At 63.1% G+C, this 25,371-nt stretch carries 25 protein-coding genes; all 25 read right to left on the bottom strand.

The features are described from left to right. Window positions 1-5 precede the first annotated feature (5 nt). The 25 genes from C8J42_RS04665 to C8J42_RS04555 all read right to left on the bottom strand — a co-directional run bounded on the left by C8J42_RS04665 (window position 6) and on the right by C8J42_RS04555 (window position 25,242). Window positions 6-3,221 (bottom strand): hypothetical protein, encoded by a 3,216-nt coding sequence (locus C8J42_RS04665; RefSeq protein ID WP_133019044.1) that lies wholly within the window; start codon window positions 3,219-3,221, stop codon window positions 6-8. Continuing rightward, on the bottom strand, window positions 3,218-8,206 hold the full coding sequence (locus C8J42_RS04660; protein ID WP_133019043.1) for a phage tail length tape measure family protein: 4,989 nt from the start codon (window positions 8,204-8,206) through the stop codon (window positions 3,218-3,220). Before C8J42_RS04660 ends, C8J42_RS04665 begins: the two co-directional genes overlap by 4 nt. Before the next feature lie 18 nt (window positions 8,207-8,224). Then, window positions 8,225-8,518, bottom strand: a complete 294-nt coding sequence (locus tag C8J42_RS04655; protein WP_133019042.1) for a hypothetical protein — start codon at window positions 8,516-8,518, stop codon at window positions 8,225-8,227. A 137-nt stretch (window positions 8,519-8,655) separates the two neighbouring features. Beyond that, entirely contained in the window at window positions 8,656-9,096 is a 441-nt protein-coding gene (locus C8J42_RS04650) for a hypothetical protein (RefSeq protein ID WP_133019041.1), read from the bottom strand. A gap of 108 nt (window positions 9,097-9,204) precedes the next feature. Continuing rightward, on the bottom strand, window positions 9,205-9,654 hold the full coding sequence (locus tag C8J42_RS04645) for a hypothetical protein (protein WP_107955249.1): 450 nt from the start codon (window positions 9,652-9,654) through the stop codon (window positions 9,205-9,207). 68 nt (window positions 9,655-9,722) lie between these two features. Further along, entirely contained in the window at window positions 9,723-9,935 is a 213-nt protein-coding gene (locus C8J42_RS04640; RefSeq protein WP_133019040.1) for a hypothetical protein, read from the bottom strand. 11 nt (window positions 9,936-9,946) lie between these two features. Then, window positions 9,947-10,348: a hypothetical protein gene (locus tag C8J42_RS04635; protein WP_133019039.1), complete on the bottom strand. Its 402-nt coding sequence runs from the start codon at window positions 10,346-10,348 to the stop codon at window positions 9,947-9,949. After that, a complete protein-coding gene (locus C8J42_RS04630; RefSeq protein WP_133019038.1) occupies window positions 10,345-10,875 on the bottom strand; it encodes an HK97 gp10 family phage protein in 531 nt (176 codons plus the stop codon). Before C8J42_RS04630 ends, C8J42_RS04635 begins: the two co-directional genes overlap by 4 nt. Next, window positions 10,875-11,222: a head-tail adaptor protein gene (locus C8J42_RS04625; RefSeq protein WP_133019037.1), complete on the bottom strand. Its 348-nt coding sequence runs from the start codon at window positions 11,220-11,222 to the stop codon at window positions 10,875-10,877. The genes C8J42_RS04630 and C8J42_RS04625 overlap by 1 nt, the downstream gene beginning before the upstream one ends. Further along, window positions 11,219-11,533 (bottom strand): head-tail connector protein, encoded by a 315-nt coding sequence (locus C8J42_RS04620; RefSeq protein ID WP_165895424.1) that lies wholly within the window; start codon window positions 11,531-11,533, stop codon window positions 11,219-11,221. The genes C8J42_RS04625 and C8J42_RS04620 overlap by 4 nt, the downstream gene beginning before the upstream one ends. Window position 11,534: 1 nt before the next feature. After that, complete coding sequence (locus C8J42_RS20615) at window positions 11,535-11,669, bottom strand: hypothetical protein (RefSeq protein ID WP_279388715.1); 135 nt, start codon at window positions 11,667-11,669, stop codon at window positions 11,535-11,537. Window positions 11,670-11,773: 104 nt separating this feature from the next. Further along, a complete protein-coding gene (locus tag C8J42_RS04615; protein ID WP_133019035.1) occupies window positions 11,774-13,087 on the bottom strand; it encodes a phage major capsid protein in 1,314 nt (437 codons plus the stop codon). 19 nt (window positions 13,088-13,106) lie between these two features. After that, window positions 13,107-14,033, bottom strand: a complete 927-nt coding sequence (locus tag C8J42_RS04610; RefSeq protein ID WP_133019034.1) for a S49 family peptidase — start codon at window positions 14,031-14,033, stop codon at window positions 13,107-13,109. Next, on the bottom strand, window positions 14,030-15,343 hold the full coding sequence (locus C8J42_RS04605) for a phage portal protein (RefSeq protein WP_133019033.1): 1,314 nt from the start codon (window positions 15,341-15,343) through the stop codon (window positions 14,030-14,032). The genes C8J42_RS04610 and C8J42_RS04605 overlap by 4 nt, the downstream gene beginning before the upstream one ends. 2 nt (window positions 15,344-15,345) lie before the next feature. Further along, the gene (locus C8J42_RS04600; RefSeq protein ID WP_243644076.1) at window positions 15,346-17,052 is read right to left on the bottom strand and encodes a terminase large subunit; all 1,707 of its coding nucleotides are present in this window, start codon (window positions 17,050-17,052) and stop codon (window positions 15,346-15,348) included. Continuing rightward, window positions 17,049-17,456 carry a hypothetical protein gene (locus C8J42_RS04595; protein ID WP_243644074.1) on the bottom strand — a complete coding sequence of 136 codons (408 nt, stop codon included), beginning with the start codon at window positions 17,454-17,456 and terminating at the stop codon, window positions 17,049-17,051. Before C8J42_RS04595 ends, C8J42_RS04600 begins: the two co-directional genes overlap by 4 nt. Window positions 17,457-18,015: 559 nt before the next feature. Next, window positions 18,016-18,375 (bottom strand): HNH endonuclease, encoded by a 360-nt coding sequence (locus C8J42_RS04590; RefSeq protein WP_243644072.1) that lies wholly within the window; start codon window positions 18,373-18,375, stop codon window positions 18,016-18,018. A gap of 5 nt (window positions 18,376-18,380) precedes the next feature. Beyond that, window positions 18,381-19,019: a DUF3164 family protein gene (locus C8J42_RS04585; RefSeq protein WP_133019031.1), complete on the bottom strand. Its 639-nt coding sequence runs from the start codon at window positions 19,017-19,019 to the stop codon at window positions 18,381-18,383. Further along, a complete protein-coding gene (locus C8J42_RS20020) occupies window positions 19,016-19,183 on the bottom strand; it encodes a hypothetical protein (protein ID WP_165895423.1) in 168 nt (55 codons plus the stop codon). The genes C8J42_RS04585 and C8J42_RS20020 overlap by 4 nt, the downstream gene beginning before the upstream one ends. Next, complete coding sequence (locus C8J42_RS04580; protein ID WP_133019030.1) at window positions 19,183-19,449, bottom strand: hypothetical protein; 267 nt, start codon at window positions 19,447-19,449, stop codon at window positions 19,183-19,185. The genes C8J42_RS20020 and C8J42_RS04580 overlap by 1 nt, the downstream gene beginning before the upstream one ends. Before the next feature lie 140 nt (window positions 19,450-19,589). Next, a complete protein-coding gene (locus tag C8J42_RS04575) occupies window positions 19,590-20,210 on the bottom strand; it encodes a hypothetical protein (RefSeq protein ID WP_133019029.1) in 621 nt (206 codons plus the stop codon). Further along, window positions 20,191-20,466, bottom strand: a complete 276-nt coding sequence (locus tag C8J42_RS04570; protein WP_165895422.1) for a hypothetical protein — start codon at window positions 20,464-20,466, stop codon at window positions 20,191-20,193. Before C8J42_RS04570 ends, C8J42_RS04575 begins: the two co-directional genes overlap by 20 nt. 387 nt (window positions 20,467-20,853) lie before the next feature. Further along, complete coding sequence (locus tag C8J42_RS04565) at window positions 20,854-21,918, bottom strand: hypothetical protein (protein ID WP_133019027.1); 1,065 nt, start codon at window positions 21,916-21,918, stop codon at window positions 20,854-20,856. Window positions 21,919-22,767: 849 nt separating this feature from the next. Beyond that, window positions 22,768-23,226 carry a hypothetical protein gene (locus tag C8J42_RS04560; protein ID WP_133019026.1) on the bottom strand — a complete coding sequence of 153 codons (459 nt, stop codon included), beginning with the start codon at window positions 23,224-23,226 and terminating at the stop codon, window positions 22,768-22,770. 1,359 nt (window positions 23,227-24,585) lie between these two features. Then, window positions 24,586-25,242 (bottom strand): hypothetical protein, encoded by a 657-nt coding sequence (locus C8J42_RS04555; protein ID WP_165895420.1) that lies wholly within the window; start codon window positions 25,240-25,242, stop codon window positions 24,586-24,588. Between the last annotated feature and the right edge of the window lie 129 nt (window positions 25,243-25,371).

Genomic DNA, 25,371 nt, shown 5'->3' with positions numbered 1-25,371 from the left:
AGCCGCTATTCCTCGGTGGTGATGATGGTGACGCGCTGCGAGACGCTGCCGGTGCCGTTGCCCGTCGTGAAACCGCGCGCGAGGGTTGCAATGAAGCGGCGATCGGCGACGATCCGATCGGGATCGGTGTAGGTAAGGCTGGTTGACCAGGTCGCGCTGAAGACGAGATACCCGCCCTCCTGACCGGCGGGGATCGGGCGCTCGCCATAGACCGTGCCGGCGCCGGGACTGATCGCTGCCATTGCTACATCGATGCGGGCAGCGCCGCCGATCTCGCGCGCCAAGGTGAGCGTTGGTGAACCCGTCTCGACCCGTGTCCCGGACCAGGTGTAGCCACCGTCACTGGACGTCGCGCCATAAGCCGCGACCGCATTGTCAAATTGCTGCGCGCCAGCCGTCGAGCCGCCGTAATTGACACGCCATTCCCAGACGTATGCCCAGCTAATGACGACGGTGATCTTGCCGCCGTCCGATCCGAAGCCGCCGGTGTCGGCGATGACGTCGGGGGCGACGCTGCTGCTTTGGCCGCCGTTCGTAAGCGTGCCCGCCGAAAGCGCGCCGCCGAAATAGGCGTCGCCCGACACGGTCTGCCAAACCTTGCCGTTGGCGCGTGAGCAGAGTGCGATCGGCATCGATGGTCCGAACCAGTCGATGAACTCGTTGCCGACGCCGAACCCAGTGCCAAGGACCTTCATCACGGATCCATTGTTGAAGATCAGCTTCGCGGTGCTGACGTTGATCGTCATCGCCGACATGGTGATGTCGCTGATTGCCCCCTGCGAGCCATCCGCCGCGGTCACGGTAATCCCGCTCCACACACCACCGGCCGTCACTGCCAGGCTGGCGCGCGCCGACAGGTTGCCGAGGGCGTCCGCCTGCGCCGAGAACAGCTGCTCGACCGACGCCGTACCACCGCCGACCTTGTCCAGGCGCGCGGTGACGAGGCCGTATTGAACCCCGCGCGCCTCGGTCTCGTCGGCGATCGCTTCCTTGAAGTCGGTCACAGCCGCCCCGACCGTGTCGCCGAGCGCATCGGTAAAGTCTGCGCCGAGATCCGTGATCGCTTTCGCGCGAGCTTCAGTCTCGTCGGAGATTGCCTCCTCAAGCGTCGTTACCGCGGCGCCGACCTTGTCGCCGATCGCCGTTGTAAAATCCGTCGAAAGGTCTCGAATTGCGGTCGCGCGGGCTTCGGTTTCGTCGCTGACCGCCTTTTTGACGTCCGTGATATCCGCGGTTGCATCGGCAAGGTCGCCTTCGAACTTGGTGCCGAGATCCTCGATGCTTTCCGCCAGCGCCCGGTCACCGTCTGAAACAGCGATATCGAGGTCGCGGATCGTCGCGTTCGTATGGGCAAGCAAACCGTCGTACGTCGTCTCGATGCCTTCGATGGCCTCGACCCGCGCCTCTTTCTCGTTCGCGATCGCCTTATCCAGGCGGGTTATGGCAGCCTCGGCGTCACCGTTCACACCTTCGAACTGCGCCTCGATCGTTTCGAATTTCTCGGACAGCGACAGTTCCGGCGTCACCAGGACGGTCGAGCTATCGAGAATGAAGGCGGTACCGGTCGAGTTCTTTGCACCGAGGAGGGCAAAGGTGGTCGCGGTTGCCAGCTCGCCCTCGATGCGCTGCTCGGTCTCCTGCTGCACGACCACGCCGACCCGGACGCCATCGAGGTGCGTGAGAAAGTCCACGCGCGCCTTGCGACGTTGCTCGAGCAGCTGACCGGAAAAGGCGGCCTGAACAGTTTGCCGCGCCTGCGCCAGCGCGCGATCGAGATCCAGCCGAGCGGCATCGAGCTCCTTCTTGGTCGCGGCGATCTGCTCGAGGCCCTCGGTCGCGTTGCGCCGTGCTTCCGCGAGAAATTCGAGCACGTCGGCGACAGTATCGTCGGGCCCGAGCGGCGACGCCGGATCCGCGCTGTTGGTCGCCCCGTCGGCCGGCTTCGGCTTCGCCGGGTTCGTGTCCTTGACGTTCTGCCAATCGACGCCGAGCGGCTCGACCTTCGCCGCGGTGCTGAAGCCCTCGATCGAGAGCGACAACTTGCTGACGCCCTCGCCCGCCTCGATCGAGAAATCTTTGAAGAAGCCGTAGATCGTTAGGCTGTCGATGCCCGCCTGCCCGATCCAGAGCGACGGCCGCGCACGCACAGCCGCGAGGCGGTTCGCGACCAAGTCGAGAGCGTCCGTCCGGATCAACGCTTTCGCGGTCATTCGTTTTGCAGACGCACGCTCGACGATCGTCACTTCGCCGAAGTCGTCGACCTCTTTGCGGCTATAGTCGGTGATGCCCGACGTCGGCGACGCCTCGGTGATGCCGAGCGCGACCAGGCGGCCGAGCAGCAGCGTGCCGACCGATACCGTGCCGGCACCGGCGATCGTCACCGTCACCTGGTTGGTACCAGCCGGCAGATCGAGGAACGTGATGGTGCCAGCGCTGGCGGCGATCGTGCGATCGTAGCCCGTCGCCCGCACGCGCACCGTTGCCGCGACGACGTCGAGCAGCGCGATCGCGCGCGCGGCCGCGTTCAGGGTGACCGTGATCGAGTCGGCCGCGCTGGACGTCGTGCCGAGCGCCTGGTCGAACATCGCCCATCGGTTCGTCGGACCGATATCGATCCACTTGCCGGACGCGGCCGCGGGATCGTCGCCGGTGTTCGCTGCTACCGCGCTTTCGTAGATCCGGTGCGTGGCGGCTTTGATGACCTGGGCGCCGAGCGCATAGCTGACACCGGCCGACCATTCTGCGCGATCGGTTTCAGCGATGGTGCTGGCAGCGATCGTGACGTCCGTGATCGCGGCCGGTTGAATCAGCTGCAGCGTCGACGCCTGACCGATCGGCGCCGGATCCGTACCGCCGTCGACCAGCTGCTCGGTTGCCGCCAAGCCCTCGACCGTCAGCGTGCAATAGCTGAGCGGCGGAACCGCGTGATCGATCTCGAACTCTTTGTAGAAACCGCGAAACGACAGTGCGGCGAACTGATCGTCGGCGATCCATTTCGCCGGCGTCGCTCGGAGATCGGTTAGACGGCGCTGCAGCTCGTCGACGTCGTCGAACGGCACCGCCAGGCGCACCGACATGCGACGGGCGAACCCGCGCTCGACAACGGTCGTCACGCCGTAGTCGTCGGTCACGCGCCGGCTATAGTCGACGATGCCGATCGTCGGCGCGGTTTCGACGGTGCCGAGGTCGATCACGACCCCGGCGTCTGTGACGACCCTCACGCGGCGCTGGCCACGCTGATCGCTTCGCCACCGTTCGGCGCCGTCACCGCCTCGAGGCGGCCATCGATGCGCTTGGTGTTGCCGGCGGTTGCCGCATGGCCCGAATTATTCTCGGTCCGGAGCAGGGTCACTTCCTCGCGGAGCGATTTAATCTCGCTCGCCAGGTCGTCGTTCGCGGGCGCCGGCACAGTCGCCGGCTGCGATGCCGTTACGATGTCGATGCCACGATCGGATGCGGTCGACGGCGTGCTGCTGCCCTTCGTCAGCGCGGTCACGACGCCGTAGGTTGCCTCAAGGCTTGCGGCCGTCTGTGCCTGGACGCGCGCCAGCTCCTGCCGGCTGGTTGCCTGCTCGGCCGCCGCGGTGAGCAGCGCCTGGCTAAGCGCCGGCAGGCTCTTCGCCGCATCCTGATCACCGCCGCGGGCGGCCGACGTCGCCGCGTTGAACTGGCCCTGCAGGCTGGCAAAGCTGTTGCCGCCGGCCGCGTCGGTCAAGCCGCGGATCCGCTTCACCTCGTCCATGATGCTATCGCCCACCGACGTCCACGCGTCGGCGAGCGCCTTGGCGGCCGTGGCGGCAGCCTGCGCGTCCTGGATCGCATAGATCTGCTCCTGAAGCGCGCGGTTGCTGCTATCGAGCTTCGCGAGATCAAGCGCGCGGATCGCCGCGGTATCGCCCTGCAGCTCGAGCAGCTGGCGTTGGAGATCCTGCCGCTCGCTGGCGATATCGGCCGCGCTCTTCGCACCCTCCATCGATGCTTGCAGATCGGCAAACGCCGGCGCGAGCTTCAGCAGCGTGGCATAGGTCGATTGACCCGCAGCGGTCGTCAGATCCTGCGCCTCGACCAGCTGGCGGAATGCCGCGAGCGTCCCCGGCATCGCCAAGCCGAGGCTGGCGAAGACGCCGTTCATCTGCGCGGTCTTGGCTGCCGCCTGCTCTTCCTTTGAGTAGAACGTCTCGAAGTACGCACCGGCCGCGTCGGTCAGCGCCGAGACGCTATCGAACTGATCCGCGAGCGCGAGCTTTACGCCGATCCCCATGGTCTGCGTGTTCGTACCGAGGAGGGTCAGCGACGTGCCGACCGCCTCGATCGTCGACGCCACGCGCACCAGCGTCTCGAACACACCCTCGCCGACCTTCTGGAACTGCTCGAGCCCCGGGAACGCTGCCGCGGCCATGCCGTCGGCTGCGGCGCCGAACACGGCCGACAGCTTCTCCTCGATCTCCGCGCCGGTAAGGCCCTTCAGATCGATCTTGCCGATGTCGACGATGAAGCCGTTGAGCCGCGCCTGGACGTCGCCGGTCGCAACGCCAAGCGGTCCGGCCGCCGCGGCGATCGCGTCGTTGAACGACTTCAAGATGAGCGTGAACTGATTCTCAAGTCCAGCGTCGGCGCCACTGTATTGCGTCGAGTATTTCGTGCTGGTCGTAAGTCCGAAGAGCTTCTTCTTCTTTTCGATATCCGAATAGTACGAAGCATCGAAGCCACCGCCGAGGATGCTGCCGACCGACTGCGCACCGCCATACAGGCCGCTGCCGATGACGCTGGTCTTCGAGCCGAACAGCCCGCCGAGGATCCCGCCGATGACGGGGATCTTGCTCAGCACGGATCCGATGGCGTTCGCTTTGAAGCCCTCGGTCACGCCGCTCGAGGCATCGATGTTGCCCGAGCGCACGACCAGGGACGCGACGCCACCGATCTGGCTGTCGATCGACTTCAAGGAAGCGGCCATCTCGCGCGCGAAGGTATTGGTCACGGTGTCGACCTCCTTCAGCGCATCGATCGCGTTCTTGATGCTGTCGCTCTTGGCCGACGTGTCGCCGAGAACGGTGCCGGTACCCGAGTTGGTCGGCGCCAGCGTGTTCTTGCCGCCGCCACCGAACGAACCGGCGATCGAGACGCCGATCGACGCCAGCGCGGCGACGGTTGCGGCGCCGGCCGCCAGGTTGAGCGGGAACGGCAGGCTCTTGATCGCATTGACGACCGCCTCGGTCGCGCCGACCGCGATACGGGCCACGCTGTTGGCGATCTTGGTACCCGTCTCGATCGCATCCTGCGCGATCGCACGGACCGACAGCGCGAACTGCACTAGGCGGAACGCCTTCTCGGCCGTCTCGAGGGTTTTGTAGCCCTGCGAGCCTTCCTTGAAGAAGCCCTTCGCGGCCGTCGCCATATCGCCGAACGCGCCGATCTGCTGCGACGACGACCGGAGAGCGAAGAGGCGGTTCTCGCGATTGATCCGTGTCTGGTCGCCGTTCGCCTGGCGAATGGCTGCGTCATGCTCTTGCTGAAGCTTCGCCTGATCGGCGTAATAGCCGGTCATGACGGTCAGTGCGTCGCCGATCGCCGAACCGACGTCGCCGAACGCATCTGCCATACCCTGCGCGGCCCGTTGCGCGGTCTGATCGATCGTATCGAACAGATCGGCCGTCGCACTCAGCGAGGCGTTCCAGGCGTCCTGCGCTTGCCGGTTCGTCTCTGCGCCGACCGCGATCTCGACCTGCTTGCCGATGTACGTGTTCGCATAGGCCGTGCCGAGCTCGTAGCCCTTCGCCTGTAGGGTTTGCTCCGCCTGCAGCTTAGCCATGGCCTGTGCGCGGGCCGTATCCGTTGCGCCAACGAGCCGAAGCTCTTCGCGCTGCATCGTCAGCTGGCGATCGGCCTGCTGATCGGCGCCGGCGTAGAATGTGCCGATCTCCGCCGCCTTGACGGCACCGCGAGCGTCTTGCTGCGCCTTCAGCGCGGCGGTTGCCTTGTCGGCCTCTTCCTTCAATCCGCGTTGCTGCGCGACCTCGATCGCCGCCAGAAGCGGCAGATCGGCGATACGGTCCTGAACCAATTCAGCGGCGCGCTCGGCCGGCACGTTGCCGGCAGCGATCAACGTATTGACCTCGGTCTGGACGCGCGCCTGGTCTCGCATCGAGGCGGCCGACTTCGCCGAGTCCGAAACCCGCTGCGCGATTTCGAGCCGGATCTGGCGGTTCACCGCCGCCTCGATATCGGCCTGCTGCTTGATCGCCTTGCTCTCGGCTTTCACGCGCGCCTCGGCGATCAGCGCCGCGGCGCCGGACACGCCGTAAGCTGCCGCTAACTTGTAGAGGTTGCGGATCTGCGCCTCGGTCGCCTCGGCGTCGCGCACGAGCTGCTCGGCGTGCTTATCGACCTTCGGCTTCGGGATATTATTATAGCCGATCGACTTGGCGATGCGCTCGCGCGCGTTGTCGATCGCGGCAAGCTTCACCCGCTTACCAAGCTTCGTCAGATATTGGTCGGCCGCGGTGTAGGCAGCACCATAAGTCTTCTCGAGAAGCTTTGGATCGCCCTGGCCGATCAGCATCTTACCGAGGCCGACGACGCCGCCCTTCTCGATCTCGCCGAGATAGGCTTTGGTACCAGCGACGCCGGCATAGATGCCCGCCATGGCTTGGCGCATATAGCCGGTGAGGTCGTCGAGAACGCCCTTCACTCCACGCGACATGCCCTTCATGTCACCGACGAAATAGTCCGAGATATCCTTGCCGACGACGCTGAACAGCGCCTTTGACGTGTCGGCCCAGGTGACCGTCTCGTCTTTCAGCTTGAAGAGTTCCTGCTTCGTTGCGTTGGCGCCACCGGTGATCTTGCCGAGGTCGCGCGTCAGTTGGTCAGACTTCACGCCTTCATTGACCCACCGATTGAACAGCGCGAACCCCGCGCCGACGGCGGCAAAGCCGACCAGGAGGGGAGCGAAGCGGAGAGCGAGAACGCCGACCTCCTTGCCGAAACCACGCAGGCCGCCTTCGCTCATCTGTGCGACCTGGAAGATCTGCGCGCCCTGCTGAATGAACACCTGGAACGGCTTCTGGCCGGTAAGCAGGCCCTGCGTGATATCCGGCAGCTGAACCGCGATGTTCTTCAAGGCACCGCCGCTCCGGCGTGCGGATCCGGCCAGCTGGTCGTGCTGCTGCGCGGCGCTATTGCTACGTTCGGTCAGCGCGGCCTCGGCGCGGCCCAACTCAGCGGCCGATGCGCCAGCCGCGGTCATCACCCGTCGAGCTTCCGCCAGTTCGGCGTTCAATCGGTTCTGTGAGGCCGCGGCCGGGTCGATCAGCGCGCGAAGGCGAGCCAAGGCCGCAGCGTCGCTTGCGGCCGCGGTCTCTTCCGCGCGTAGAGCCTCGGCACCGCGCCGCGCTGCGGCTTCGAATTGATCATGGGCAAACGCGGCCGAGCGGAGGCGCTGCGCCTCATCATCGCGGGCACCAGCCGCCTGAGCGGCATCGAATTCTCGTTGGGCTGCTGCGCCCTTGCGTGCAGCCGTCTCGAACAGATCGTACGCGTGGGCAGCTTCGCGGATCCGCGTCGCTTCTGCCGTCGCGGCCGCGACCTTCTCCGCTGCCTCCATTTCGCGCATGGCAGCGATGCCACGCCGCGCTGCCGATTCGAAAAGGTCGTGCGCGAACGCGGCCGAGCGCAACGCCTGCGCCTGTCGTTCGGCAGTCGCTACCGCCTGACTGGCGGCCAGGTCCTGCGCCTGGGCAAGCGCCTCGGTTTCGGCACGAGCCTTACGCGTCGCCGCGAATCGTTTATCGTACAGCGCGGCCTCTGCGGCGACCAAACGGGCGGACAAGTCCGTGTTGCCCTGCTTGGTGGCTGCCAGCGCCAGCTCGGCGACGCGGGCCTCGCGCAGCTGCTCGCGCGTCTTGCCATACGCAGCGGCCTCGCGATCGAGCGAACGCACCAAGGCTTCGCCGGCCTTCTCGACCTGCGCCATCGCCTGACGGCTCGCCGCCATCTCGCGCGTGGTGGCATTCCCGAAGGCAACAATGTTCGACGTGGCGGCCGAGACGTCGACCATGCCCTTGGTAGCACGCTCAATGCGGGTGGCATCGGCGAGCACCTTGGCTTCGGTCGAGTCCATTGCGGTCTGCAGCTGCAGCAGCTCGCCAAACGAACCACCGGTGTCGATGACAAAGCCGACCTCGAGTGCTGGGGAGGAATCGTCCATGGGTATATTCCTCCCCGGTCAGCCCAGCAGCTTGCGCAGCTGAGCGTCCTCGATGTCGACTTCGCGCTGAGACACAGGCGCGCGCCATGGCGCTGGACAATTCTCGCTTTCGGCGAGCCGGCCCTCGGCGATGTACGTTTTCGAAAGCTGACGGATCAGCCGACCGACCCAAGGCTCGAGCCTTATGCCGGTATTGTCCTGCCAGGCGGCCAGTTCGCGCGAGCTGATCGCTGCCGTCCCCATCCCGGCCGCTTCCGTCAGGCCCATCTCAATGAGCCAGTCGGTAATGTGCGGCGCGGGATTCGGGGGCATCGACGGAAGGATCTTCTTCCGCTTCAGATCATCGATCCGGCTGAGCCTGGTCTGGGCCGGCTCTTCTCTCCCGCGCCGGCTGCGGGCGTCCGGCTTTGGCGTGGCATGGAGCCACGCCATTTGCCGGACGTAGAGGGTTAGGCCGCCTTCGAGACGGCGCTGAAGTTTCCCCAGTCGCCGACGAACTTCGTCACCTGGCGGGTGATGAAGCCGAGGCCCTGGTTGGCATAGACGGTGCGGAACAGATCCTCACCCTCGATCGGCTCGGCCGCGCCGGCGGGCTGGTATTCGAAATTTTCGAAGTGCGACGTGATCGCAGCGAGATCCTCGGCGGTCTCGGCGATACGCTCCTCGGGGGTCGCGGCGGTGATCTTGCCGTCATTGTCCTGCATGCGCTTCAGCGCGCGCGCGGACTGACGCGATTCGACGACGCCGTACGCCTTGCTGCCCGGGCCGTGCAGATGGATGCGAACAGGCAGGGTACGCTCTTCGTCGACGAACAGCAGCTCGCCGGCCGGGTTCTTGATGTGGCAGGCGGCCGTGGCGGTGCAAGCGAGCAGTGCGATGTTGAACTTCATGGTTTGATCCTTCGCGGGAGGATGGTGCACCAACTCGTCCCGCACCCGCGATAGCGAGGCGAGTTGATGCATAGGGAGCCGGCGTCGCGGGCGCCGGAAGGGGAAAAGTTAGGCGGCTGCGACCTTCACCGGCTTGGTGCAGATCTCGATCGTCGGCGCTGCCATCAGCATCGAGTCCGCGCCGTCGGCCGTCTCGGGCATGCCGAACACACGACCCTGGAAGTAGCGCTTCGAGCCATCCTGGTAGGTGACTTTGAACGAGTAGAGCTTCTGCGTCTCGTCGTCGGCCGACACCTGCATGAGGGTCTGGCCGGCATCGTCCGTGTCGAGAGCCATGCTCGGCTGCAGGGCACCGTAATCGGGCGAGCCCTTATACTTCTGCTTGCCACCCTTCAGCGGCTGAAACTCCACCTTGGCGAAGGTTGCGCCGAGGGTGCCGAGCTTCTCGACGTTCCCGACCTCGATCAGCGTCAGCGCGGCAAAGCCGGCCGCGTCATTGGTGGCGGGGGAAGCGGCAGCGATGGCGAGCGTCGAGCCCGCCGCGGTCATGGTCTTCATATTTTACCTTTCAGAAGGCGAGCCGGCTCGGCCGGCGTGGATCCTCCGCCGATCGGCGGAAGTGCGGGTCAGCTGCGGGTGCGGCCGACCTTGGCGGGGTCGCCCTCGGTCGGTGCTGGCGCGGCCTCGGCGTCAGCCTCTTCGACCAGGCCGGCCGCGTGATAATTCGCGAACGCGCCCTCGCTCACGTCGACGGTTTCGCCGGCGTTGAACTGGGTCTCGGTGCCGGCGTCCTTGAAGTTGCGGACGATCTTGGCGCGCTTGGTCTTGGTGTCGGACATGGTGGTCTCCTTCAGGCGGGAGCGTCGAAACTGACGCGGAAGTCTTGGGTCTGTTCGAAGCTGTTGCCGGGGCCGCGCGCATCGGGGCCGGCGCCGGCGGTCAGGACGGACACACTCTTCGCTTCGCCGACGTCGCCAGTTCGGCCGGCGCATGCTTTGCGCACGAGGCCGATGGCCTTGGTCTGCTCGGCATAGGTTTTGCTACGAACGGTGACGGCGATCCGGTCGACGGTCCGGACGGATCCGCCACGTTTCAGCGGCTGGCGCTCGACGCTGCTGACCAGGCGGACCAACAACGCCGGCAACACGACACCGTCTGCCAATGCACCCGCCTTGATCCGTTCGGCCGTGTGCATCTCGAGGACAGCCTCGTCGTCGACGAGCAGCGCGCCAATGATATCGACACCGGTCATTCGTCATCGCCTTCCGGTTCGGCGCTGGCGACGATCCCTGACCGGGTGACGTGCGCGTTGATGTAGCTCTGCGCGGCCGCGATCGCTTCGGCGCCCTTGATGTCCAGCGATGGCCGGAGGAACGGATGCGGCTTCGCGCCCGGGTGAAAGATCGTCTCGCCGACGAACTTGCCGCCGATGACCATCGAGCGCTTGGTGGTTGCGTTGAATCGGGCGACGCTCTTTCCGCCGCTCTCGTCCTTCGCAATCGTGATGAAATGGGCGTCGGTGCCGTACTCGAGCCAGTTGGCGATCGCGCGGCCCCAGCCCTTACGCACCGTGATCTTGACCGTGATGCGACCGGCTTCGAGCTTCGTCCGCATGACGATCGCCTCGTCGACGTCGCTCGAGATCGAGCGCTCCTTCGCTTCCGCCTCGATGATCTTGCCGCCGGCGCGCGCGGCGCCGCGAAGGACCTGCTTTTCCAGCTTCGAGGGCAATTGCGAAATGAAGCGGCGCACCTCCGAACCGCCCCGGCTCGTTGGCATCAGGTAGCGGCCCGCGGGTCGTAGTCTTCGACCATCAGCTCGAGCCCGCCCTTCCGGCCGAGTTCGGCAGGTGCGGAGACGATCTGCATAACCCGGTCGCCGAGCACCAGGCGCATGCCGGCGTCGACGTCCTCACGGTGATACATGCGGATCCGCGCCGGCCTGGTGGTCGTCGTGAAGCCGCCCTGGTCGCGCTCGCCGCGGCTCGGGAGCTTGTCCTGGATCCCAACCCATATTTCGTCGACCAGCGCCCACTCGTCTTCGCCGGCGCTGGCGAACTCGGTGCTCTCCACTTTGCGCTCGAGCCGCACCAGGTGCTCGAGTTCGCCAGGGCGTACGACGATCATGCGATCGAGGTCGCCATGTACCGGCCGATCATTGGCATCAGCTGCGCGTCGGTCAACTCCGGCGCTTCGCGGTTGATGTAGAAGTCGGACAGCGCGAGCTTGACGGCGTGCACGACGATCGCCGGCACCTTGTCGGCCGATGGCCAGCCAGTGTCGCCGACCAGATCGCGGCCGAGGTAGCTCTCGATGCGGCCGATCGCCGCGGGAATGAGGGGCGACACCTGAGCGTCAGCGCTGGCGCCGACCTTCAGGAAATCGCGCGCAGCGGCGATCGTCAGCACGCCGCCATCGATCGCCGCCACGTCGACCATATCAGGCGGCCGGTGCCGACTTGGCGGGCGCCTTGTAGGTCTCGGCGATCTTGCGCTCGACCAGGTCCTTTTCGGTCTCGGCGTCGAACTTGGCGATATCGCCCTTCACGAACAGCGACCCGTGCGTGTGGGTCATGAGCAACTTAACGGCCATGATAGTCTCCGGATGCGCAAACGGGCGACCGAAGCCGCCCGTTTGCAGGTGTCGATTGATCAGCGGCCGGCTGGCCGCGGACCGGCTCAGTCGTCGCCGGGTGCCCAGGTGACGCCGGTGAGCATGGCGAACGCAACGGCGTAGCGCGTACCGGTGTCGTGCTCGGCGATGAGGCGGACCACCGTCTCATCGTTCGAGAACGCCGAGCGGATCACGCCGTTGTCGTCGTATGCCGCGGTGTCCGAGCTGGCGATCGTCACCGCCTCGGTGTCGCCGATCAGCAGCTGCGAGAAGTCGCCGAAGTAGATCTCCGACTCGTCGCCGCCTACGCCGAGGTTGTCCGGCACCGACGTCGTCATGCCGATCGGGTAGCCATAGAGCTTGCCCGATGCCACTTCCGGGAAGGCGATGTTGCCGTTGCCGTCGCGCAGCGTCTCGAGGAACATCTTCGAGCGCGGCGTCATGATCCAGCCACAGCTGATCATCGGCACGTTCGAATTGATGACCTTCAGGCGAAGCTTCGCGAGATCCGCCGTGACCGTCTTCAGCGTGGTCTCGGCGCTGACCGCGATCTTGTTGCCGACAGGCATCAGAGCCGCAAGGCCCTTCGGCGTGACGTCGTCGCCGGCGCTGCGGATGAACACGGCGTCTTCCTTGACAGCAACGCCCTCGAGGAGATCGTCGCGCACCATCTGGACCACACCGATCGAGGCGCGGCGGATCAGCTGGTTCGTGATCGGTACCAAAGCGCGCAGCGTTTTGGCGGACATCGACATCTGGCCGACCTTCACGTCGGTCACAGGCGCCGGCGTGCGTTCGCCGACATAGCCGGCGGTCGTGCCCTGCGTTTTGTTGCGCATGGTCAGGTTGCCGTCCGGCATCGGGATCGAGCGCGCGCCGAGTGCGCGCACGACGACGCGGGGCCGCAGCAGGTCGATGAAGTCGGCGCTGTAGACCGGGTTGACCAGGAAGCCGCCCTTGACGTTGGTCGACTGCTCCTGGTTGGCGACGATCTGGCCGGTCTCGGTCCCCCAAAGCTGCTCGGCGTGGTCGGCCGCTGCGCGCTGGTCCATGTTGCAGGCCGCCAGCGACATGGTGATGCGGGTGAACATCGTGCCGGCCGGAAGCTGCGCTGCAGGCGTTGCCGGCACGGTACCAGCAGGCGTGCCACCGGGTGCGCCGACGACGATCGGAGCTGCCGTCGATGCCTTCAGCTTCAGGACCTGCTCTTCACGGCCGATCTTCGTCTGCAGGCCGGTCGCCTCGGTCATCTTGGCGTCGAATTCCAGCTGTTCCTCAGCCGAAAGGTCGCGATCGCCATCGGTGGCCGCGGTGGTCATGATCAGCTCGGCTGCCGCGAGGACGCCGGCAAGGCTCGTCTTGAGCGCGGTGATGCGCATAGGTAGGTCTCCTAGGGTTTTAGAGGCCGGCGCGGGCGTGCGCGAGCTTCAGGGTGTTCTCCGCGGACGTGCGCCGGGTGGAGGGGTTGCGGGTCGCAAGGCGTCGGATCGCGCCGTCCAGGCCGTCCGCTTCGACGCGGTCGGCCATGCGGGCTTTGACGGCCGAGGCACCGGCGAGCGTGCCGCCCTGACCGAAATCGCTGCGCACGACCGCCTCGGTGACACCGCGGCCGCGCGCAACTGCGCCGATGAACACGTCCTCGATCGAATCGATCATGGCCTGGATGACCGCGCGGCCGTCCTCGGTCGTCAGATCCGGACGCTTGTTCGGCGCGCTTTTGCTGACGATCGCGACGTCGCGACGTCCGGCCTGGTCAGGGTTCTCCTGGACGCTGCCGCCCATCATCACGCCGATCGAGCCGACCATCGCGGTCGCGTCGATCGAGATCTCGCTCACCTGGCTAATGATCCAGTAGGCAGCAGAGCAGCCCATGCCGCTGACGTGCGCGACGACAGGCTTCGTCGACTGCGCGACCAGGCGCGCGAATTGCGAGATATCGGTCGTCACGCCGCCCGGGCTGTCGACGGCGAGCAGGATCTTGCGCACCGCGGGGTCGGCCTGCAGCACCCGGAAGTCAGCCGCGAGCAGATCGAGCGCGACGGCACCGCCGCCCGAGGGGCTGATCATCGCGGCGCGCGGCAGGATCGGACCGAAGATCGGCAGTGCACCGACGCCGTCGCGAATCGCGGCCGAGCGTGTGCCGGCAACGCGCTCGCCCATCTGAGCGACCGCCTCGAGGTGGCGCTCGATATGGCCATCGTCCTTCACCGCCGCGACGGCCGGATGATCGAGGGCGCGCATCGCCATCGCTTCGATCGCCTCGAGATAGCCAGGCATGATCGCCCAGGGCACGGACCGGATGGCCGCCAGAATACGATCGCTCATGCTGGATCCTCGTCTTTTTCGGGTGCGGGCGACGGCGCCGGCGCCGGCGCCAGCTGCTGCTCGCCTTCGATCTGCGAGCCCGACCCGACGCGGTATTTCTCGCCGCCTGGTCGCTTGTTGCGGTTCTCGAGGCTGCGAACCTCGTCCGGATTGAGCACGCCCTTGTCGATCGCGATCGAATAGGCCTCGTACCGGCTCTTGATGTCGCCCTTCAGGAGAGCGTCAGGCAGGAATTCGAAGAAGTGCCCGGGCTCGGCGAACTGGTGCGTCGCTGCAGCTGCAACGCGCTCAAAGTGACCCATCATCGAATACAGGATCAGCTCAAGGCTTTGCTGTTCGATGTTGGAGAAGGTCGCACGGCTCAGCTCGAAGACGATATGCGGGGGCACACCGAAGGCGCGCGCGATCTCGACGACGTAAAAGCCGCGGACCTCGACATACTGGCTCTTCGCGTTGTCATGCGCGAGGAACTTGGCGTCCATCTCCTGATCGAGCACCGCGACCGCGCCGGCGTTCTTCGGTCCAGAGAAGCGGCTCTGCCAGTCCGTTTTCAGCTTGGTCTTGTCACCCGGCTCCATCTTCGCCTTGGAGGTCAGGATCGTCGACGGCTGGGCGTTGTTCTCCCAGAAGCGCGCGGCAAACGCTGACGTCGCCGCGGCTGCCTGTAGGGTGTCCTGCAGCAGCTTCAGCCGATCGATGCCGACCAGGCCGTCGCGCGAGAACCCGGGGATAAACCAAAGGTCGTTTCGAGTCAGCCGCTCGAACGTGCCGTCGGGCAAGTGCGTATCGTAGAACACCTCGAGCCCATCGGCCTTGTCCCAGCTAGATACCGGCGAGACGCCGTGCGGATTAACGCGTGTCAACTTGCTGGCGCGATAGAGACCGTCACGGTGGATATAGCCGGCAAACTTACCGGTCATGATCAGGTCGCCGAGCATCAGCTCCTTGAACAGGAAGGCGTTCTGAACGTCGTTCGTGCGCGTCCGGAGCATCATCGCCGGCGGGGCGTCTTCGACCCGAACCTTGCCGCCGTCCTCTTCGCGGTAATAAATTAGCGGCGCCATGGCGAAGAGCCCGGTGAGGACCTCGAGCGCGCGCAATACCGCCGGCGACGACAACGCCGCCTGCTCGCCGATTGAGCCGCCACGCGACCCGCCGAGCAGATTGAAGAACGTAAAGCCGCTCGTATCGTTCAGGCCGTCAGCGCTGGCCTGTACGGTTACCGCGGCTGAATCGTCTGACGTGGTACCGCGGCGACGAGCCTCGGCTTCTGCCGCACGTGGCGACAGCTGATATCCGCTGATCGACATGCTCAGATCCCCGTATATTCGAAGGTGTTGGTGCGCGGGTTCCGCGTCATCAGCTGCACGGCATTGAAGCCCGCCAGCAGCGGATCGATCTTCGCCACGCCCGACATCTGCTTCGTGATCAGGATCGCGCTGCCGCGCGGTTCGACCTTCGCGTTACCGACGCACCAGTTCATGAGCAGCTGGCCGGCATGCTTCATCGTGCCGTCCTTGAGCTTGCGCTCGGTGCCCTTAATCGCGCCGGTAAGGCGAAAGCCCTGCGGTACCGCGACCAGCTGGTCCGCCGTAAAACCACGGCCGGATAGCTCGTCGACCAGGGCGGCGACACCTTGCGGATCTAGCCCGATCGCCGCCTCGTCAGGAAACAGCCCGGCGTCTTTCACCAGCTCGAGGAGATCCGCGACTTCGACCAGGTCCTGCGTCGGATTCTCGCAGCGGATCAGCGTGCCCTCCGCCATGAAGTCGGTGAGCTTGCTGACGATATCCTTGCGCCGATTGAACACGTCGAGATGTGCCCAAGCCCGGTTCCACATCAGCCAGGTGCGCGGATCCGACTTCAGCCGGCCGAGCAGCGCCAGGCCGAACAGATCGTCGAGACCGCCGCCATCGATGCCGGCGACGGCAACCTCCACCAGCGCGAGGAACTGCTCGAGCGAACCGTCCCACAATTCGACCGCGGCTTTCGCCTGGGCCCAATAGACCGCGCCAATCCAGGCATCGTGCCGCAGCCCGACGCCGATCTCGACGTTCAGGTGCTTGGCGTAGAAGACCTGCTTCGTGCCGTCCTCGGCGTTCTCGATCTTGCGGAACTGCGCCTCGAGCCACGACTGGCTGACCGATCGACCGAGGTTCGGGTTGGTGATGTAGAAGTTTGCCGGGTTGAGATGCTCGTCATTGGCAAGCATCTCTTCCGGAAATTCGTACAGGACCGGCAGAAACTCTTTGTCGACGACCTTCCCGTCGCGGACGTCGCGAGCGTAGGCCAGCTTTTCCTTGAAGACGCCCGCGGGGGGCTCGTCGGATTGCGTCGTGAGGTAGAGCGTATAGCCCTCCGGACGCGACACCTGACCGCCGGCCGCCTCGCGCAGCATCGAGTCCGCGTTGGCCTTCTTGCCGAAGAGCCAGAGCTCGTCGACGAGCACCCGGCTGGCCTTCTTGCCCGACACCGTCGCTGCGTCGGCCGCGACGACCTTGAGCGTCGCCTTGGTGTCGCGGTTGGTGATGAGCCGGACATGCTCCTGGATGTGGAGCAGATCCGCCAGCTCCTCGTCCGCCCGGATCATGTCGCACGCCGGCTTGAAACTGTTGCCCGCCACCTCGATCGTCGGCGCCAGGATCAGGTTCTCGTCCGACGGGCGCCAGCCGCAAATCAATTCGGTCAGCATGATGCCGGCCGCGATCGTCGACTTGGTGTTCTTCTTCGACACCAGCAGCAGGCCCTCGCGGATCAGCTGCTCGCCCGTCTCGGCGTTGTACGCCCCGAAGATCGCGGCTGCGAAATCGAGCAGCCATTCGTCTGCGCTCTCGCCGATCGTCCACGTCTCGTCGGTATCGGGATTGATACCGAGGTCGGCGATCTTGAGCGCCGTAAAGACCGCCATCTTCGCCTCGGCCGAGGCGGGAAACAGGGGCGTGAACGGGATCAGCGTACGCCGATCGCGGATCCGTCGCTTCCAGTCGAGGCACGCGGTCGACCAGGTCGGATCAATCAATTGATCGTCCTGGTCGGCGCACCGATCGCACCGAATTTGCGACCGACGGCCGTCGCGCGATCCTGCGCCTGAGCCTTCTTGCCCTTCGTAGGTGCAGCCGTCTCGTTTATGACCTTCAGCGACGCGGCGAGGTTCTTCAGGATCTGCGACCGCGCCGGCAGCGAGACCGCCTTCATCATCGCGTCACGCCGTTGGTCGTTCTCGTCGTTGGCGGTGAGAATCTCGATCGACTCCTCGAGTTCGCCCTGGAAGCTCGTTACCGCGTCCAGCTCGTCGAGCATTCGCGCAGCCAACTGGCGGGCGTTCTCGGCGATCGTGCCGGCGTCGACCGGCTCGCGGACCTCGAGCGGCTCGGCGATCGCCAGCCGCGGCGCCGGAAGCAAAGTGCGCACCGGTTTGCGCATGCGCACCGGCCGTTCCCAGCCTTTTGCCTTCGCGTGCTTACGAATAGCCGCTTCGGAAATCTCATGCCGATCAGCTATTTCCCTGATCGAGTCTTCGCCTTCCAAGTATTCGCTCTGAATACGCGACCACTCTTCATGGGTTTTCCGGGTTGCCATCGAACAGCACCCCCAACCCAAAGTACGCACCCGGAAACGTCCAGGAGGAAATAATCTCCGCATGGGAGCCATAGGGGTCCAGGGGGTCGGATCCCGTCAGGGATCGACCCACCCCCCTGCCCATGCAAAGATCGAGGAGATCGTCCGTCCTGGCCGATCAGGAGCAGGATCAGGAGCCACATATGCCCACAACAAGCGATGGGGTGATCAAAGCCCTGCACGCCGGCGTCGTGTTCGAATCAGTCGATGCAACGGGCAAGACAAGCGACGGGGTAATCAAGATCGGTAGAGCGATCATAGCAACCGGAGGAACACCACGGTTTGTAAACTGCCAGAGCCTTACCAGCGATGCCTTGATCAAGGTCTACAAAGCTCTGGGGGGCCGGGTTGAACTAGTAGGCGTCTAGCGCAAAGCGGAACGCTCGGCGCGCTGCTTGCGGCTATCGTGGCAAGGCTTGCAAAGCGTCTGCAGGTTAGCGAGCAACCAGAAGAGGCGTTCGTCGCCGCGATGGGGCTCGCAGTGGTCGGCGACCAGGCGCGACGTGTCGGCCGACGTGAAGCCGCAGCCAGGCCATTGGCAGGTGTACAGATCACGGATGAATACGGTGATCCGCAGGGCCTGCCAGCGAGCCGACTTGTACCACTTGCGCCAGGGCTTAAAGAAGCGGCGATCGGCGTCGGCGTTGCGTTCTACCGGCGCAAGGGAACCCATAGTCGGCTTGAGCCTGGTCAGCGTGCTACCGATCGCCTTTAGCTTCCCCACGATGCTTACGCGGAGGCCAGATCGATAGTGACCGGGTGCCAGGGCGCGTCGTGCGCTGGCCGGTCATAGAAGCGGACATACGTGCGCGAGCCGATGACCCGGATCGAGTCCTTGATCGCCTCCATCGCTCGCAGCCAGCGCGCGTCGTCGAAGTCGAGGCGGAGCAGGCGGAACAGTTCGGCCCGGTTGATCTGGCCTTCCTTATCGACCTGGAAGACGCCGTTGACGATCGCTTGCAGCTCGACCGGCGAGCCGCCTGCCCAACCCATGAGGCACTCGTCGATCAGGACCTTGGCGGCCTGAAGCTCGGGCCCGAACTCGAGAAGGTCGGCGACCTGTACCTGAGCCCGCTCGCGCCCGTCGAAGGTGAGCAACGTGATGTTGCCCTTCTTCCCGCCGACGGTCGTACCGTACTCCTGCGCCAGCAGCGCCTGGAAGGCACCGACGCGCTCGAACGTCCGGACCTTGAACGCCGCAATGAGGGCGGACAGTTCGCGCGCATCGGTAAGGATCTCCCGCACCGTCTCGTCCATGAGTAGGTCGACCGGCTTCACTGCGGCGAGCGGGACCAGGCTGCCTTTGGCGTCCCGGAGGTACGGGTTGCCGGCGACGTCGATCGCGGCGGGGTGCGGCTTGGTGGTCATGCCGGCGTACCCTCAGCCGCGGCGGGCGCGGTGCTGGCGACGATCGTCTCGACCGGCAGGAACTTCAGGATCTCGCGCATCAGGCTGACCGGCACGCCGATCAGCGCGGTGTCCGGATGGCCGGCATCGACAGCACGCCGAATAGCCTCACGCGGGATAGCCATTACCAGCCTGCCTTCGTGCCGTCGGCACTGAGATAGAGGGGCGGATGGGCAGCGCGACCGGCGTTGCCCCGGAACGGCTCGAGGATGTCGCGGGCGATGCCCTGCGCCAGCTCCTCGAGCTCGTTGTATTGGTCGGCTGAATCAATGCCCAGCCGCGCTCGTTGGGTCAGCTCATCGAACCGCGGTGTAATGCGTTCGAGCTGATCGGCCAGTTTCGAGTTCGGCTGGGCAGGCCGTGCACCGGATCGGGGACCATCGTGACGCATGCCAGATCTCCCTTCACAACTGACGCACGCTCAAGGGGGGGCGAGCGGCGCCATGCGGATACAACTGTGGCGGGGTCAATTTGCGAGTTACGTGACCGTTTTGGCAGGTGACCTTGTGGGAAGTTCCCCAAAGGTAACCCCTAGCAGCGCTTCCAGCTGTCCAGCGCCGATACCAAGATCGAGCGCGCACGGCGGTTGGATAGCCGCCAGTCCCGCGCGGCCGTCGTCAACGCCATGTCGTCGACGATGATTGCCAGCAGCATCGCCCCGTGTGGAGCGACCGCCTCACGCCATCGAGCGTATGCGCGCTCTCGGATCACGGCAGCGATTGGAGCGTGTGAGGCGCTGTGCGGACCGCCACCAGAGCTGCGCGGCTCTAAGTTCGCAGTGCGAACCGCAACTTCGGCCGTGATGGAATGGTACGCTTCCGCGATCTGATCCGCTGCCGCGAGCTGGTGCGCATCGATCGCGCCGGTCCCGACCAAGCGAGCGAGCGAACCCTCGCGCCTGGCTTGCGCAGCGGCGTGTTCGTGCGTCTCGGCGGTGCCGTTCGTCTTGTGGGACCAGCGCTCGCGCAGCTGCACACGCTCCTCGATGCCGTTCTCGAGAACGACGATCGTCGGCGTCTTGCCCTTCCTTAGCCGGTTCGAGCCCTTCGGTTTCGGGCGTGGCTCACCGAGGACCAGGTGCGCAACGCGCTGCCCTTCCCGCTCGAGGGAATGAGCGAGCGAGAACGCTGCGTCAGTAGCTTGATGTGGCATGGAGATCCCCGGCGTCGACTTCAGGGATATGCTCGAGGATTGCCACAAGCGGGAGATGACCTTGTGGTAACGGCAGCACGCGATCGCCGCGCTTGAAATCGTCGTTCACGACGACGCCCATGCTGCGCATCCGTTCGAGCAGCTGGCGCTCGAGCAACCCGGGCACGGTGATCGCGCGCTGCGCGCCGGCCGCGCGCTCGATCATCTTTTCGAACGCCAGCTTCTTCACCAACGCCTTCGCCCTGGTGTCACTCACGCCGAGAGCAAGCGCGATTTCGCCCATTGCTGGACTACGGCCGTGCTCAAGGATGTATTCGGAAATGTAGTCTAGCGCTTGCTGTTTGCGGCTAGTCTTGGCCGGTAGCACCTCTGAATATGCGCCCATTGATCCCCCGCGTTCCCCAGGGAGAAGATAGGGAGAATGACGTCTCAGCGCTAGCAGCGCTGGAGCGTCCCGCACCACTGTCGAGGCGATCTCGTACGAATAGCTAACGTTATAGATCGTTTGCCCAGGTACTAAACTCCTCGACCGTCATCTTCAGGGGCGCGAACGTCAGCAAGCCTCTGATGATGTACATCACGCTATCATCGGACAGTCCGATCACCTGGCGATCCGGTCCACTTTTTCCTGTGTACCAGTGCCCTATTGCGGGGCTTGATAAGTCACATTGGGCCATGCGTTCAAACCATCGGGTGGAGACAAATTACCATAGCGCTTTAGAGTGTTCAGCGAGGGATAAAGCGTCGCCCAATTATCCTGAAGCATTTGGAGCAACTCCCTGTTGCGATCTTCATGGCGTGTCCGAAGCTCATGCCAGGTCTCCGACCCTCCAAATACCTCCTGCCACGCCATGTGCGCTTCGCTGATGCCTTCAAGAACCGCGCTGAACAAATCCGCATGCATGTGGCTGTAAAAGTGGGTGCCAATAACCGTGAATAACTGTCCGGAGACGCAATGCATGCGGAAGGTCGCAGGCGGGTGAGACCGGGTCAATATGACATCCAGAGGATCGTCGTCGGTTGCGTCTGCAAATATCTGGCAACAGGTGTAGATGGCGAAACTGGTGGCCTTAATCAGATTCCGCATATCTCCGAAATGCGCCCATCCTGGCGGCGCGTCTTTACCCATCTTTCCAGGAATGGTGTAAATGAACTCCATCACCCCTTGAATTCCACCACAATCTGCATCGAATTCTAATGTCTGCAGATCAAGACCGCTAAGTTGGTTGACGGAAGCCATTCGTAATTCATCGAAGGGCTGTGCGCCAAAGCGCGACTGTGCCCAGTCCACATGCCCATGCCTTACATGAGTTGCCTCATGCTCGAAGATGAACCTCTCGCCGAGCATAACGAAAATCTGAATTGCGTAATTTTCGGGGCTCTCGCGGTCGAGCTTGGCTCCAGACGGCCCCGGTGGGCCCAATATCGCTGCCTCTTTGCTCCATGGAACACTCGATCTGCTCTCAACTGTGCCCAATTCTGGGAACGCATGACGTGTTGCTAGTAATGCCTCGAAGATTGAAGCCAGGCGCAGAAAAACACCCGCGTTCATCCCGATAAGATCGACGCCATCGATTTTATGGGCAACCGCGTTGAATTCGAAATCACCGAGCATTCCAACTTCAAGAACCATCTGCCGCCCAGCTGCTTTCGCTTCCTGGCAGATCGCCGAGCCAAGGATGCCGTAATTTGCGATCCTTGATGCCATGGGCTCTCCCCCAACATCAGCTTCCCTCACCCGCCCGCCATAGATCGACGCGAGAGATTCAAAGGCGTCAGCTCGTCTTCTTCGGTTCCCGGACACTTTGCAGCTCTCCCTTGCCGTCGACTATAACACCAAATGCGGCGGATACTCCCTCCGCCGCAACGGCCCCCGCCCCGCAGAAATGCGAGGTTTCCCACCTTCGTATGTGGACATGTACCCCGGCGATACCCCAAACAAGCTAAGCGATCGGCCGAATTAGATCGGAACTGAACCACGTCGCCTCAGGTCCGGTCACGCCCGAACGTCGCCGCTCCTGACCATAATTCTGCATCCTGATTGCGGACGTTCGTTCAGGGGCGCACATCATCGGAATGAGCGTTTCGTCACGATCCTTTACCTGCTGCCGCATCGGCTTGGCCGTCATCGCGGCAGCGATGGTCGGAGCATGTGGCTCGACTCAGTTGCGCCTGCCATCGTGTTGGCGAGTAAGCGATTTGAAGCAGGGCTCGACGTTCCGTGGAACGGTACTAATTGTAGGGGGCTATGACACCCGGCCAAGCATGTTTCCAATGTCGTGCGACGGTGGCGTTGTAGCTGATCTACCGCAGGGCTTCACCTTGCCCGCGTCCGTAGGACCGCCTTTCGAGGAGCCGCCAGAACGACGGTTCTTTCAGGCGGATGTGATTGGCAAAGTGGCTGGCGTTACGTTTGGCAGGGCGAGTGTTCAACTAAAGAAGATAGATCATGTGCGGCCAATGACACCGAGTTGGCTTCGCTCGAACGGCGGCTAATCGCACTTGGGTGCCCAAACCAGTCAGACCGCTTTCCTGCCCAACCCGCTCGTTCGGCGAATCAGTCTACCCGAACTCGGACGAACCCTTGGTTCACGAAAAGGTGCTTGACCTCTTCCTGGTCCAGCTTTGTTCGAGGCTCGCCGGAAATTGTGACGGTGATGGTCGGAAAGAACCGAAGCCAGCGCTTCCGCCCCTCAACTTCACGTATCAAATTGCCAAGAAACAAAGCGGCAGCCTCTGGGTCAGCGATCATGCGGTATTGAGATGAGAACGGTCGGGGAGCTGCGCGGGCGACGGTCTGACCTGTGGCGATGTTGGTAAGCCGAACGTGATCTGGTGAGATCGTTGCATTGTAATGGACGGTGAACATCGAGCCTCCGCGTGAGCTACGATACTTGGTATGGTGTCCGCTTTTTACCGACCTCCCCCAAAAGCCGCCAGTCCGCTTTCCTTCCCAAAACAGCCCTAATTCGCCGTGAGGTCTTTGCCGCATTTCGAACAGCACCGGCGCGGCCATGGATGGCTAATTCCGACGAAGCCAAGCCGCGTTGTGAACGGAGATGTGCCGCACTCAGGACAGCGAAAAAGCCATAGGAAGGCTCCGCCGTGGGCTAGCCACAACGCCATTCCGGGCAGGGCTCCAATGAGACCCAAGCGGATGAACGGCCAGAATAGCCAAAGCGGCGAAGTAACGAACACGAGCATCGTCCACCCCGTGAACAGCCATGCTTTGCGGTAGAGCGTCATAAGCGCACCGTAGGTGATAGGAGGTTGCCAACCAATGGCTGCTTCCCTCGATTCTTGCCAAAAGCAGCCCGTCCGCTTCCCTTCCCAACCCGGACATTCCCGAATCCGATCCCTCGCGAGAAAGCGGGATCGGACAAAAACGCCCAATGCCGGTCATTTGGGTGGCGTAGAAGGTTGCCGCTAATCGGACCTTCAGTCACCTTGAGCGGGTGCCGCTCATCGAAAAGCGATCAATTAGATGAATTACTCGTCGATAGTCTATTGAATAGCTTTAAACCCCCTAAGTACATCGCTCCAGTCACCGCCCATAATCCGCCCCAGCCAAGTCCTATCAGTGAGTAGATCTTCGCACCCTCTATAAGATGACGAACATCACCGGCTATTAAAGCAAATGCAGATACGGCGATAAAGGAGCTAATGAGCGGTATCGCGAGAATTGATGCCAATAACGAGCGCTTTCTCAAAAACCTCTCTACTGGAAAAAGAGTAATTGACGTCAAAATAATAGCTGGCGTCATTAGAAGTGGAAAAATCCCTAGCCAGCCAAGATCGTTACTGTGCCAATCCCCATCAACAATAATGACTATGTAAAGCAATATTATTAATATGAGAGCGGCCGTTCGAAAAAGAAATTCCCTCATATATCGTCTATCCAAAGTTGCCTTTACGCTCGCCCACGTCGACGTATCGCAGTTTTGCGTAACTAGGCAATTAAAGCGGACGGTCCGCTTTCCTCCCCATTCCGGACATTCCTAGGACCGATTGCGGCGGAGACACCCTCCGCCACGGTTTTCCCGAACCATCCGAAATACTCCCGTTTTGGCTTGCCAATCCAGTAATGTACCCCGGCGATACCCCAGCTACTTTTTCTGTTTCGTACTCGCAGGGTGTTCAAGCCGAGCCCCCGTCGGCGTTGACACCGTAGATGCGGTCCATGGTGCCGGCGCGGGCGCCATTGCCGGAACCTGCGGTTCGATGTGATTTGGGCGACGTCCGCAACTTAAATTTCCACACAGTCCCCTTACTGATTACAGTAGAAGGCACCAGCCTGAGATGACGCTTAGGAATAGCACACACTAGCGCCGAACACCTGTATCACTTCGCCAATGCGGTACATCTTTAACACCAACTAGTTTCGATCGAGCTCTCTAATTACCTCGCCAGTAAATATTAGAAAAGGCTCGAAAGATTTCTTCAGATCGTCGACTTTTTTCAACGCGTCCTCTCGGCTTTCGGCGCTCAAAACGCTATCAACGAGCTTTCTTACGCCATCAGTTCTACAACGGATTTCTTCATTGACTGACCTAACCTCACAAAGGGCGACAGTAGTGAATATCTCCGGTATCTCGTTTTTTAACTCGCCCTCGGCAACTGCGCTTTTCCAGCTGATATTAGGCTTCTTTTCGACTACATCACTGGCCAATCTACACATTTGGTGAGTTTTATTGATAAGTGAGTGTACGGATTGTTGCAGGGTCAGCAAGTTCTGACGCTGGAAATCGATACGACGAAGGCTTAATTCCCGGCTGCGCGCTTCCTGCCGCGCAGTCTTTTCATCGAGAAGATTTTGCTCAGCCAGATTTTTGTCGTTTTCGAATCGCTGTTTAGCTAAGTCTTTGTCGAATTCGTTTCGCTTGTTAGCGAGGCGAAAGTTAGCGAATGTGCCGACCACGACCGTCAAAAGAACGCCCGCGAATGTTATTATGGCTGCGATTAAGATAGGCTGCCCCACTAAGCCATTCGCAGGTTTGCTCGCCTCCCCGATAATCAAGGTCATGTTGACCACGCTAGTTCCCCCAGTCATATTTAACGATTATCTATTAGGCTCGTTCTACACGGCGGAGATACCCTCCGCCGAACTCGATCGTTACCCGAAATAATACGCGGGTTTTGAGATAGCGCATGCCACGTCGTA

Source organism: Sphingomonas sp. PP-CE-1A-559 (assembly GCF_004340965.1).
In the GTDB taxonomy this organism is placed as follows: domain Bacteria; phylum Pseudomonadota; class Alphaproteobacteria; order Sphingomonadales; family Sphingomonadaceae; genus Sphingomonas.
Note: the sequence above shows the minus strand (reverse complement) of the source record. Positions and strands in the feature narration are given on the sequence as shown.

Coding starts and splice junctions, on each gene's coding strand:
- C8J42_RS04660 (WP_133019043.1), bottom strand. CDS start 8,206: ATGGACGATTCCTCCCCAGCACTCGAGGTCGGCTTTGTCATCGACACC.
- C8J42_RS04655 (WP_133019042.1), bottom strand. CDS start 8,518: ATGCCCCCGAATCCCGCGCCGCACATTACCGACTGGCTCATTGAGATG.
- C8J42_RS04650 (WP_133019041.1), bottom strand. CDS start 9,096: ATGAAGTTCAACATCGCACTGCTCGCTTGCACCGCCACGGCCGCCTGC.
- C8J42_RS04645 (WP_107955249.1), bottom strand. CDS start 9,654: ATGAAGACCATGACCGCGGCGGGCTCGACGCTCGCCATCGCTGCCGCT.
- C8J42_RS04640 (WP_133019040.1), bottom strand. CDS start 9,935: ATGTCCGACACCAAGACCAAGCGCGCCAAGATCGTCCGCAACTTCAAG.
- C8J42_RS04635 (WP_133019039.1), bottom strand. CDS start 10,348: ATGACCGGTGTCGATATCATTGGCGCGCTGCTCGTCGACGACGAGGCT.
- C8J42_RS04630 (WP_133019038.1), bottom strand. CDS start 10,875: ATGCCAACGAGCCGGGGCGGTTCGGAGGTGCGCCGCTTCATTTCGCAA.
- C8J42_RS04625 (WP_133019037.1), bottom strand. CDS start 11,222: ATGATCGTCGTACGCCCTGGCGAACTCGAGCACCTGGTGCGGCTCGAG.
- C8J42_RS04620 (WP_165895424.1), bottom strand. CDS start 11,533: ATGGTCGACGTGGCGGCGATCGATGGCGGCGTGCTGACGATCGCCGCT.
- C8J42_RS20615 (WP_279388715.1), bottom strand. CDS start 11,669: ATGACCCACACGCACGGGTCGCTGTTCGTGAAGGGCGATATCGCCAAG.
- C8J42_RS04615 (WP_133019035.1), bottom strand. CDS start 13,087: ATGCGCATCACCGCGCTCAAGACGAGCCTTGCCGGCGTCCTCGCGGCA.
- C8J42_RS04610 (WP_133019034.1), bottom strand. CDS start 14,033: ATGAGCGATCGTATTCTGGCGGCCATCCGGTCCGTGCCCTGGGCGATC.
- C8J42_RS04605 (WP_133019033.1), bottom strand. CDS start 15,343: ATGTCGATCAGCGGATATCAGCTGTCGCCACGTGCGGCAGAAGCCGAG.
- C8J42_RS04595 (WP_243644074.1), bottom strand. CDS start 17,456: ATGCGCAAACCGGTGCGCACTTTGCTTCCGGCGCCGCGGCTGGCGATC.
- C8J42_RS04585 (WP_133019031.1), bottom strand. CDS start 19,019: ATGACCACCAAGCCGCACCCCGCCGCGATCGACGTCGCCGGCAACCCG.
- C8J42_RS20020 (WP_165895423.1), bottom strand. CDS start 19,183: ATGGCTATCCCGCGTGAGGCTATTCGGCGTGCTGTCGATGCCGGCCAT.
- C8J42_RS04580 (WP_133019030.1), bottom strand. CDS start 19,449: ATGCGTCACGATGGTCCCCGATCCGGTGCACGGCCTGCCCAGCCGAAC.
- C8J42_RS04575 (WP_133019029.1), bottom strand. CDS start 20,210: ATGCCACATCAAGCTACTGACGCAGCGTTCTCGCTCGCTCATTCCCTC.
- C8J42_RS04565 (WP_133019027.1), bottom strand. CDS start 21,918: ATGGCATCAAGGATCGCAAATTACGGCATCCTTGGCTCGGCGATCTGC.
- C8J42_RS04560 (WP_133019026.1), bottom strand. CDS start 23,226: ATGGCCGCGCCGGTGCTGTTCGAAATGCGGCAAAGACCTCACGGCGAA.